At 42.6% G+C, this 11,544-nt stretch carries 8 protein-coding genes; 4 read left to right on the plus strand and 4 right to left on the minus strand.

Translation table 11 applies throughout. The features are described 5' to 3' along the window. Positions 1 to 16: 16 nt before the first annotated feature. From HWQ41_RS11075 to HWQ41_RS11090, 4 genes are all read left to right on the plus strand, one after another. Entirely contained in the window at positions 17 to 502 is a 486-nt protein-coding gene (locus tag HWQ41_RS11075; RefSeq protein ID WP_292762544.1) for a hypothetical protein, read from the plus strand. 329 nt (positions 503 to 831) lie between these two features. Then, the gene (locus tag HWQ41_RS11080; protein ID WP_292762528.1) at positions 832 to 1,443 is read left to right on the plus strand and encodes a cupin; all 612 of its coding nucleotides are present in this window, start codon (positions 832 to 834) and stop codon (positions 1,441 to 1,443) included. 93 nt (positions 1,444 to 1,536) lie between these two features. Further along, positions 1,537 to 2,049, plus strand: a complete 513-nt coding sequence (locus HWQ41_RS11085; protein ID WP_292762529.1) for an ArsC/Spx/MgsR family protein — start codon at positions 1,537 to 1,539, stop codon at positions 2,047 to 2,049. A 132-nt stretch (positions 2,050 to 2,181) separates the two neighbouring features. Next, the gene (locus HWQ41_RS11090; protein ID WP_292762532.1) at positions 2,182 to 7,698 is read left to right on the plus strand and encodes an ATP-binding sensor histidine kinase; all 5,517 of its coding nucleotides are present in this window, start codon (positions 2,182 to 2,184) and stop codon (positions 7,696 to 7,698) included. A gap of 114 nt (positions 7,699 to 7,812) precedes the next feature. Here HWQ41_RS11090 and HWQ41_RS11095 read toward each other — a convergent pair whose 3' ends face one another. From HWQ41_RS11095 to HWQ41_RS11110, 4 genes are all read right to left on the minus strand, one after another. Continuing rightward, positions 7,813 to 8,376: a retropepsin-like aspartic protease gene (locus tag HWQ41_RS11095; protein ID WP_292762535.1), complete on the minus strand. Its 564-nt coding sequence runs from the start codon at positions 8,374 to 8,376 to the stop codon at positions 7,813 to 7,815. Positions 8,377 to 8,757: 381 nt separating this feature from the next. Continuing rightward, positions 8,758 to 9,219, minus strand: a complete 462-nt coding sequence (locus tag HWQ41_RS11100; protein ID WP_366931655.1) for a hypothetical protein — start codon at positions 9,217 to 9,219, stop codon at positions 8,758 to 8,760. A gap of 496 nt (positions 9,220 to 9,715) precedes the next feature. Next, positions 9,716 to 10,669: an NAD(P)-dependent oxidoreductase gene (locus HWQ41_RS11105; protein WP_292762538.1), complete on the minus strand. Its 954-nt coding sequence runs from the start codon at positions 10,667 to 10,669 to the stop codon at positions 9,716 to 9,718. Positions 10,670 to 10,833: 164 nt separating this feature from the next. Continuing rightward, positions 10,834 to 11,124: a hypothetical protein gene (locus HWQ41_RS11110; protein WP_292762541.1), complete on the minus strand. Its 291-nt coding sequence runs from the start codon at positions 11,122 to 11,124 to the stop codon at positions 10,834 to 10,836. Between the last annotated feature and the right edge of the window lie 420 nt (positions 11,125 to 11,544).

Raw genomic sequence — 11,544 nt, forward strand, 5'->3', positions numbered from 1 at the left:
CCCCAATAAATATATTATGCAAGTTGATGCAAACAAATTCTCATGGTTCCAGGTTCCAGAGGACATCAAAAGTTTATTAATTTTAGCTGCACAAACCTGGGAAAATACATCAGAATCGGAAAAATATATTCAACAGGCTTTAGCCCAAACTGGTGAAAATACAGATGTCTTGGTAGCAGCATATAGATTTTTTTATTATAAGAATAATTATTCTCTTGCACTACAAACAACAGTCAAATTATTAGATAAAATTAAAGAAGCAGAAAAATTTCCTGATGACTGGGAGCAACTTAAGCCTATATTAGTCAATCGCAAAGAAGACCCACAAATTCGATTGTACTTAAATGCTTATGCTGCTTCTGGATTAGTACTAGCAAAGTTAGGAGCGATAGAGCAAGCAAAAGAAATCAGCACCAGAGTCAAAGAGATAGACGAAAAGAATGATTTTGGTGCCGGGATTCTCCTGGATATTTTGACACGTCCGGCAGAAGAAGATGATTAATTAGTCAATGCACTTCTTTACAAGAAAGAGTGGGGAGTGGGAGAGACAAGGGACACAAGGGAGACAAGGAGAATAAATAACCCATGCCCCATGCCCCATGCCCAATGCCCCATTCCAAATGCCCAATGCCCAATGCCCTTTTGGTGAACAATCATGAACAATTGGTTATCTACTACGTCATATTCCTCTTACTCCCTCTTGGGATCTGCAACTAATAGTAACTCTATCTTCCCTGCTGTCACCATACCTACTAAACTTGATCTGGGCAGTATTCCTAATGTCTCTCCGATCATTGTCATCCAATCTTCTCCGCTATCAATTTAAAAGTTATGAAAGGTAGGGATTGGCTGCTAACAGGGGATGGTCAGTATCAAGCCTGTAAATCTGTAAGAGCATGGGATTTATTGAGAGAGAATTATCGTCTTTATCGGTTTTTAACTGAGATGGAAGATGTTCTCAATAGTGTGGATGATCAAGCCAGTCGTCTGCCAGAAATTCGGATGCTCGTAAGGCGTTTGATAGTAAATTCCTACTGGGTACGAAGTCAACATTTAGAGCCTTCGCCCAAAACGGGAACCTCTGTTTTACTCCTATACGATGAATTGGGTTTTCCGTTGACGGTGCAAACAGTAACATTTGCACCGGGAACCCGATCAAACATTCATAATCATGGGACGTGGGGAATAGTGGCGGTGTTAAAAGGTCAGGAAAAAAATACTTTTTGGCAACGCACCCATAGCCCAGATTTTCAGGACAAAATTGAACCGACGGGAGAGCTAACTCTATTTCCAGGGGATATTATTAGCTTTACTCCCGATGCAATTCACAGTGTAGAAGCTGTGGGTGATGAACCAACTGTGACTTTTAATGTTTACGGCGAAACTGATCCAAATGAGAGATTTGAGTTTGACTCAGTTACCCATAAGGCTAGGAATTTTTAATTGGGAATCGTCAGGATTAATTTCATCGGCTCGTAGTTGCGCTTTAGCGCTAAAGCACAACTACAAACAATTGAGTAATTAGGAGATAGTTAAATGGCAAGAGTAATTTTTTATAGCAAACCAGGCTGTCAAGGTGGTACCAAGCAAAAAGTTTTGCTCACAGCTGCCGGTCATGAGGTGATAGCATACAACCTGCTAACAGAACCTTGGACAGTTGAGCGGTTGCGTTCATTTTTTGGCGATCGCCCCGTAGCCGAATGGTTTAATCGTTCCTCCCCAAAGGTAAAATCTGGTGAGGTAGTTCCTGAAAAAATTGATGCAGAAACCGCTTTGGGGCTGATGCTGAGAGAGCCATTGTTAATTCGCCGTCCTTTGTTAGAAATAGGCGATCGCCGTGAGGTAGGATTTGATGTACAAAAGATTGATGCTTGGATTGGCTTAAAGCCTGTGGACGAATCCTTACAAGAAATCAGCGAAAATCTGATGAAGCAAGATTTGCAAGCTTGTACCCACAGTCACGGTCATAAACACCAGAATCCGCAAGGTGGCTCTAATCACGGTCACGGTTCTCAACAATACCAAAAGCAAGGCAACTGTAACCATTAGTAGAGGACTTATGCAATTTGGAGGGAATTAGTAATCGTAACATCTCGGAAAAATATAATTATTTTTGCCTCAGATGTTACAAACTAAACTTGCATGGGCATATTAAGAATGCTTATATTGCAAGAAAAAATAATGACAGCTACTTTATCTGGTTATCAACTCCTCGAAACCCTTCACTCCGGTAGTAAAACCGTCATTTATCGTGGACGGCGAGAAACCGATAACGCCTCTGTCATTGTCAAAACTCTCCTGTGCGAACATCCACCCCTAGAAGACATTGCTCGACTGCGCCACGAATATCAAATCATTGAACCTCTGCGAATTCCTGGCATTGTTAAAGCCTACGAGTTAAAGAATTATCAGCATAGTCTAGCTTTGGTTTTGGAAGATATTCCGGGTTGCTTGCTCAAAGAACTGATTGCAAATCAAACAACCACCCTAATTGCTTTCCTCAAGGTAGGGATTAATCTGGCACAGATTTTAGGAGAACTGCACGCCCAAAAAATTATACATAAAGATATTAAGCCGCACAATATTCTAATTAATCCCGAATCTTTTGAAGTCAAACTGATTGACTTCAGCATTTCCTCGCGCCTTAATCAAGAAAATGCCACCTTGAGCAATCCTAATTTGCTTGAAGGTACCCTTGCCTATATGTCACCTGAGCAAACAGGCAGAATGAACCGGGTGTGCGACTATCGCACCGACTTTTATTCGTTGGGTGTCACCTTGTATGAAATGCTGACGGGTACGCTACCCTTTGATGCTGTTGACCCGATGGAGTTGATTCACTGTCACATCGCCAAAATGCCCGCCGCACCCTGTCAAGAAACTGTGTGTCGCGTTCTGGAAGATGTGCCAGAGGCGATTAGTGCAATTATTTTGAAGCTGTTAGCGAAAACAGCAGAGGAGCGATATCAAAGCGCTTGGGGACTGAAAGCGGATTTAGAGGAATGCTTATTTCACCTTCAAGTGACTGGCAAGATTGAAAACTTCCTACCGGGAAGACTAGACAAATCTGGGCATTTTTTGATTCCGCAAAAGCTGTACGGACGCGAAGCAGAAGTAGCAACATTGATGGCTGCATTTGAGCGTGTGGCTAACCCCCCTGAATCCCCACTAAGGGGGGTAGAACTCATGCTCGTTTCTGGTTATTCAGGGATTGGTAAAACGAGTGTCGTCAATGAAGTTCATAAACCGATTCTGGGCGCAAGAGGTTATTTCATTGCAGGTAAGTTTGACCAGTTCAAGCGCAATATTCCATACACGTCGTTGATTCAGGCGTTCCAATCTTTGATTCAGCAATTACTCACCGAAAGCGTTGCCCAAATCCAAGGGTGGAAAGAGAAACTGTTAACTGCGTTGGGAGAAAATGGGCAAGTTATTATCGATGTCATTCCAGAAGTCGAACTAATTATTGGAACTGTGCCACCTGTAACACAATTGGGAGCGACAGAATCTCAAAATCGCTTCAATCGCGTCTTTGGGCAATTCATTGGGGTATTCACAACCCAAGACCATCCCTTAGTTGTGTTTCTTGATGATTTACAGTGGGCAGATTCGGCGTCGCTGAACTTAATTGAGCTATTGATGACGGATAGCGCTCGCAAATATTTATTGCTAATCGGGGCATACCGTGATAATGAAGTGTTGTCCACCCATCCACTGATGATGAGTTTGTCTAAGATTCAAGCGTCTGGTGCATTGGTGAATAACATCCTCTTGTCACCATTGCAGTTAACGGATGTGGAAGCGTTAATTAGCGATACGTTGAATCACATAGAATGTGGTCAGCCACTGGCAGAATTACTATTCCACAAAACCGGGGGGAACCCTTTCTTCTTAACACAACTGCTGAAAACCCTACACCAAGAAGACTTGTTAACATATAACTTCGAGTCTGGGGTGTGGCAGTGGGATATTCAACATATTCAAGCGATCGGTATTAGCGACCTGAATGTGGTTGAACTGACAGCGAGAAATATTCGCAAACTCTCATTAGAAACGCAAAAAGTCCTAAAACTGGCTGCTTGTATTGGTAATACTTTTAACTTAGATGTATTAGCGATCGTTAATGAAACATCTTCTCTAACAACTGCGGCGCAATTGTGGTCAGCGCTGCAAGCTGGGTTAATTTTGCCGTTAACTCATGATTACAAAATTCCCTTAGTGTTTAGTCAGGAGGAATCTGGTGGAATTGCTTTAACCGATATCAAGGTTGATTATAAGTTTTTACATGACCGAGTACAGCAAGCGGCCTATTCTCTGATTCCCGATGAAGAGAAGAAAGCAACGCATCTGAAAATTGGTCAATTACTGCTGCAAAATACTGCACCAGAAGAACGCAAAGAAAATGTATTTGCTTTAGTTAATCAACTCAATTACGGGACTGATTTACTAATATCTGAAACAGAAAAATATCAACTTGCAGAACTCAATCTCATCGCCGGTCAGAGAGCTAAAGCAGCCACAGCCCACGATTCCGCGATCAAATATTTGCAAGTTGGTTTGGGACTGTTAGCATCTGATAGTTGGGACAATCAATATGAACTGACATTAGCACTGCACTCAGAAGCAGCAGAGGCAGCTTTTTTGAGCGGTGATTTTGAAGGAATGCAGAGATTCATTGAGATAGTCCAAAACTGCGCTAAAACGCTGCTCGACAAAATTAAAGTGTATGAAGTCCAGATGCAAGCTTACATCGGGCAGAACAGGCTGCTAGAAGGGGTTAATACGGGGCTAGAAGTTTTAAAGCTATTGGGGGTAGAGTTTCCCCAAGAGCCAAACTCGTCAGATATTGGGCAAGCACTAGAAGGAACTGCGGCCATTTTGAATGGCTTGCGAATTGAGGATTTAATTGATCTGCCTCAAATGAGCGATCGCTATAAACTAGCAGCCATCAGAATTTTATCAAGTCTCTTTGCTCCTGTATATATTGCAGCCCCACAACTGTTACTCTTGACGTTGTGCAAACAAGTAGATTTATCCGTCCAATATGGCAATGCTTCCGTGTCTCCCTCTGCTTATGCAAATTATGGTCTTCTGCTTTGTGGCATTGTGGGAGATATTGATTCAGGTCATCAGTTCGGTCAATTAGCTTTAAATTTATTGTCAAAGTTAAATGCTCAAGAAATCAAAGCCAAGACAGTTGTCACAGTAAATATATTTACCCGACATTGGAAAGAGCATCTCAGAGAAACCTTAGAACCTTTAGTGTCAGCTTACTCTATCGGCATGGAGACGGGAGATTTACAATGGGCTGCCTTTGGTTTAATGCTTTACTCCTATTTCGCCTACTTTAGCGGCAAAGAACTGACTGTCCTTGAAAGAGAGATAGCAGCCTACAGAGATGTTGCTAATAAAATGAAGCAAGAAATAGCGGTTAGTTATATAGAAATGTATTGGCAAGCTATCTTAAATATGCTCGGAAAGAGTGAAAATCCCTGCGTTGTAAAGGGTGAAGCCTACGATGAGCAGATCAGGTTGCCATTGCTCCTGCAAGCGAACGACAAAACGGGACTTTACTACATATATTGGAATAAACTTTTACTTAGTTACTGGTTTGACAATTACTCAGAAGCGATTGAGAATATTGCGATCGCAGAGAAGTATTTGGGCGCAGTGGTAGGATTGCCCCTTGTTCCTCTATTCCATTTTTACGATTCTTTAGTACGGCTAGCGGTGTATGGCGATCGCCCAGAGTCAGAGCAACAGGAAATTCGCGATCGCGTCCAAGCTAATCAAGAAAAAATGCAAAAATGGGCGCATCATGCCCCAATGAATTATTTACACAAATTTTATCTAGTAGAGGCAGAACGGCATCGTGTTTTCGGCGAAAAAATCGCAGCGATCGAGATGTACGATCAAGCGATCGCTCTGGCTAAAGAAAACGAGTACATCAATGAAGAAGCGATCGCCCACGAACTCGCTGCTAAATTCTATTTGTCATGGGGTAAAGAAACGATTGCTAAAACCTACATGACAAATGCTTACTACGCCTATAGTCGTTGGGGTGCTGTTGCTAAAGTTAAAGATTTAGAAGTACGCTATCCGCAATTGATTGTGCAATCAAACACAGAAAAGTTAGAAACGAATTACCTGCAAACTATTCAAACACACTCTACAACCACCGGAGGCGCTCATATTCTTGACTTCATGACAGTGATGAAAGCTGCACAGGTGCTATCAGAAGAAATGGTGCTAACTCACCTGCTTCAAAAAATGATGAAGATTGTCATCGAAAATGCTGGCGCTCAACAAGGTTACTTTATTGCCAAACACGAGAATCAATGGATGCTAGAAGCGACGGGAATGCTTGTAGGTAAGGAGATTAGTGTTGTTGTTAACGCAGAGGATAAAACTAATTCACCCTTACTCCCGGTTGCCTTATTCAATTATGTCGAAAGAACCAGAAACAATCTGGTTTTAGACGATGGTGTTAAAGACTCCCGCTTTGCGGCTGATGCTTATATCACCACTTACAAATCTAAATCGATTTTGTGTCTACCTTTGATTCACTCTGGCAAGTTTACTGGGATTATTTACCTGGAAAATAATCTCATTTCTGGTGCTTTTACTCCAGAACGGGTGAAAGTGCTGAGTTTATTGATAGCACAAATTTCGATTGCGATCGACAACGCCCGTCTCTACACCAACCTGCAAACCTACTCGCAACAACTGGAAGCCAAATCACAAGAACTCGAAGCTAAAAACGCAGCTTTCCAAGCATCCGAAACGCGAGAGCGAGAAAAAGCTGAACAACTTGCACAATCCCTGCACAAACTCCAACAAACCCAGGCTCAACTTGTACAGACCGAGAAAATGTCCAGCTTAGGGCAATTGGTAGCAGGTGTTGCCCACGAAATCAACAATCCAGTCAATTTTATTTTTGGCAACCTGACTCATGCCAACAACTACAGCCAAGATGTGCTGGGACTTCTGGAACTTTACCATAAACATTACCCATCTCCCCATGCAGAGATTCAGGAAGAAGCTCTGGCGATTGATCTAGAATTTGTGCTGGAAGACTTGCCTAAGCTACTGTCCTCCATGCGAGTTGGGGCAGATCGGATTCGCCAAATTGTCGCTTCGCTGCGAAACTTCTCACGCATGGACGAAGCGGAGATTAAAGCCGTTAATATTCATGACGGTATTGACAGTACCCTAATGATTCTGCAACATCGCTTCAAAGCAAAGTCAGATCGTCCCGGTATTGAGCTTGTTAAACACTACGGCAACCTGCCCCAAGTCGAATGTTATGCAGGGCAGCTAAATCAAGTGTTTATGAATGTGTTGAGTAATGCGATCGATGCTTTGGAGGAGTCATTAGCGGACAATCAAGGACAAATAACAACTCCAACCATTACTATTTACACTGAGCAAATTGATGCTGATCAAGTCGAAATTCGGATTGCCGACAATGGTCTAAGTATCCCAGAGTCTGTTCGGCGACGACTATTCGATCCTTTCTTCACCACAAAACCTGTGGGCAAAGGGACGGGTATGGGCTTGTCGATTAGCTACCAAATTGTCACCGAAAAACATGGTGGTTCACTCTCTTGCACTTCAGAACCCGGCGAGGGAGCGGAGTTTCAAATCCGCATTCCAGTTTGCCAGGAAGTCCCTAAGAACGTTGCTGTTGGTGTCTAGAGGCGGAAATAGGGCTGGCGATCGCTTGACTTTTAAGACAGTCGCTACACCTGCGCCGGACTAGAGAAAATCAGGAATTTCAAATGTAGGATGCTATGTTTTTACCTGCAAGCATTAGCGGTGATGAAATTCCACCTCTTTCTCCAGAATCTTAATATCATAGTTGCCAAAAAAATCGTGGCCCAGTAAGCCGATGCTTGCTTTTGGTGCGATCGCTACCTGAAGATTATTGGCTGTCACTCCACCTACTGCAATAGATTTTACCTTACTGGTTGGGAATTCTACTTCGCTACCATCGGCAATTTGGGCTTGCATTGTACCTGTAGCCTGGAGTTTAAGTGTATTCGCCATACCTTGAGTGATAATGGTTCCACTAGCACCTGTATCTACAATCATTTCAAAGGTTTTTTTGTCGTTGAAAGTGACATCAATCACAGGAGTTCCACCAAAACGGCGTTTGATTGAGACTCGAAAAACTCTGTTATCTGAAGGTGCGGCTATTATATTCCCACAAAGTCTTCCCAATCCAACTGTTTTACCAGAGGAGGTTATCATGTAACACGCTCCTGGATCGTCTGCTGTTGCCCGATGAGAGAATGCTAAAAATATCAGCGTCGGTATTAGTGCAATCGCAGTTAGGTTAACGGTTGTAATCCAACGCCTCCAAGCATTCTTCATGTTATATTGCTCTCCAATTTTTCTTACATATCTTAATAACTAAACTCATCACAATGGCTGTAAAATATAGTGTTAAAAGCACAGAATATTAATATAGAAATGCAGTATTTATTAAGTAATAAATAACAAACAATCAAATATGTTCTGTTTAAATTTATATATTTTTGATGATTTGTCCACCCAAATTTTATAATCTCCAGTTAACTGATGAAGTTTTTTATATATGTATCTCTAAAAGATGAAATTGCATCTTACACAATACATCTTACCTAGAATTACTGATTGATAAATTAAAGATTAGGTAAAGACATGATAAAACCACTTAGAGCGAGCAGATTAAATCTGGCATACTAAGAAGTTGGATAAGAGAAAGTTGTTAGCTTACTCAAAGCTTGCTGCTGCATTTACAGCAGTTGCGATCGCATTTTTAATCGCAATATCTCTTTGTTCTAAAATGATATTTTCACCAACAGTATGCGAAGCAACTACACCGCAAATAGCAGCAGCAGCAAAATTATACACTCCCGCCATTTTGAATAGTGTGCCGCATTCCATGTCGTAACTCAAGATATTCAAGCGCCGATATTCTTCTGTAATGCCATGCAGCGATCGCATTAAATTTGGATTCGCTGAATCAGTGCGTTCTTGCCCTTCGTAAAAAGTATCAACTGATGCCGTAATTCCTATGTAATGTTCAACCTCTAATTCTCGTGCGGCTTTAACTAAAGCGACTGTCACAAAAGGATGCAGACTCGCTCTAAGCGAAGCTATGCCGAAGGCGTTGCCTCTCGTTCGCGTTAGCGTCTCCGAAGGAGAAGAGAAGGCTTTACGCTGCGCTAACAAAATTCTTGCATTAAAGACATTTTCAGACGGGGATTTAAACCCCGACTGAAAATAACGCTACCTGTATTGTTGGGGTCTTAAACCCTTTGATTTACGATAAAAGCGTTTACTAGTCATAGAGTTGAGAGTAGCGATCGCTCTAACACAATACTATGCTAGGGTGATTTTTATTTTCCTAGAGCAAATCTCCTCCTTCCCATATCTGAAGTTGTCTTTCAGCTGCAACTATGCAATTAAGATGCTTGGGTGGATACAGAAAATGATCGTAAGCTAATGCCATCTGTCTAGCAGCTTCAGTATAAGCTATGAGCAATCAATTTATTACAGGGCGGGAAAGCAACGCTCTCAGCGAGGTTTTAGGGCTGGGGGGTTTAACCCCTCAGATATTCGCCAACAGTATCCTACTAGGGAAGGGGGCTGGGGGGTTAGGTTTCGTGTTAGCTTTTCCACATGACGTGAAAAGTGAGCTAACTCCTAACTCCTGCCTCCTTTCTTCTTAAACCTCGTTGTTGCTGCGCCAAGTTTGTACCGTTTGCTGCAAACCCTCTTTGTAACTTAAATAACGCGGTTTCCAACCAAGCTGTTGACGAATTGAGTCGCTTTTAACTGTGGTTTCCAATTTAAGTAACTCTACCTGCTGAGGTGTAATTATCACCAGAAGTGCTACAGGAGTCAGCCACATAGGAATGTGTGCAGGTCGTTTTCTACCTAAAGCGAAAGCAAAGTAATCAATGAAATCCGCAAAGGATACCGGAGTTCCATCGACGACGTTAAACACAGCGCCTACTGTTTGCTGCTCTCCTGCTTGAACTATGGCTTGAGCAGCATCTTCAAAGTGCAGCCAGTTACCTAAGTTATTTGCAGGCCCTGCAAAATAAGGGCGTCTGAGGTTGAATGATTTTATATATAGCTTGAGGTCTTGAGATTGGGGGCCATACAGGTATCCCATCCGTAAAAGGCTAGACGGAATCTTGCTGTTGCTCACCTGATTTTCTGTGGCGATCGCGGCGGCAAAAATTGGGTCATCGCCAGGTGCAACTAGAGGCGCAGTTTCTCCGGTATCTGTTGTATTGCCATAGAGAAAGGTATAACTCGTATGGACAAGAAATGGAGTCCCTGCATCTTCAATGGCCTTCAATAGTGCAGTAGTTGTGGCTTTTAAGGTTTTGTCAAATCCTTTCCAGTCCTGACCATCGCTTAATAATGTATTGGCAAACTGTGGCGTTAGGTTGATAACCACGTTAGCATTAGCTGCGGATAAAACATTTTTAAGTTCAGTGGCACTTGTCAAACTGACATCAGCAGGTAGGCCACCCTTTGAACGTATGACCTGGGCGCCATCTTTACTCAGTGGTATTCCAGTCACCTGATGTCCACGAGCAACTAGTTGCTGCGTGGTTTCTTGTCCCAGTTCCGTATCAGCGCCTGTAATGACAAAATTTAGGGTCATATCTTTTAAAGTAGTTCTTCCTGCAAACAGCTAATGTTAATCATCTAGACAGGAGATTGGCTATCTTTAAAGTTTTTTACAACGATTGCAATGCTCAGGAATACCCCCTTAAGGTTGACATTTAGAGCGCCTTTTTCAAGTAAGCGATCGGATAACAGCATTTTTCAGTTGATGTAAGGGAACTCCAAAAAATAAATTATTCCATCTTGTGGGATGGGCCGAAAAGCCATTGGTGTCAAGTTAAGCCCAAACCCCTTTAAAACCTCGTTTCCAGCCAGAGGCTGGAAATGCACCTCATTGTGGCTCTGCCGCAACTCAAGAGGCGGAGCCTCAACGACGGGCATTCCCAGTCTGAGACTGGGAACGAGACAATCTCTAAAAGCTGGTTCTAGGCTGGTTTTCACGTTAAGTTGACACCAATGGCATCTTGCCCGTCCTTGGTGATTAGCGGGCAAGATGCCCGCACCACAAGAAATTTTTGGATATTTTTTTATTTGGAAGTCCCTAAACTAGGGGCTGATTTCTCTCTAAACCTCTGTGTCTAACTTACCCACAATCGAGATACCTTGCTCAATCTCCTCTGGCGGGAGATAGAAAGTCAGACGCATCGCTGGATAACCCTGTTTATCGGGGAAAAATGCTGAACCACACGCCAGGTAGACGTTTTGTGCAAAGGCTTCCTTACGAATTGTCCCAATCGGAAAATCATCTGGTAACTGTACCCAGAGAAATAATCCTCCCGTGAGAACTGTCCACCGGATTTATTCGGGAAAATAACGCTCCAAAGCTTGCAGCATGGTGTTATATCATGTCCGGGTAATTAGTTATGATTCCTATAGTCATTGCACCTCACCCCTTAATCTCCTCCTCGCCAG

The organism is Nostoc sp. NOS(2021) (assembly GCF_017115025.1).
In the GTDB taxonomy this organism is placed as follows: domain Bacteria; phylum Cyanobacteriota; class Cyanobacteriia; order Cyanobacteriales; family Nostocaceae; genus Nostoc.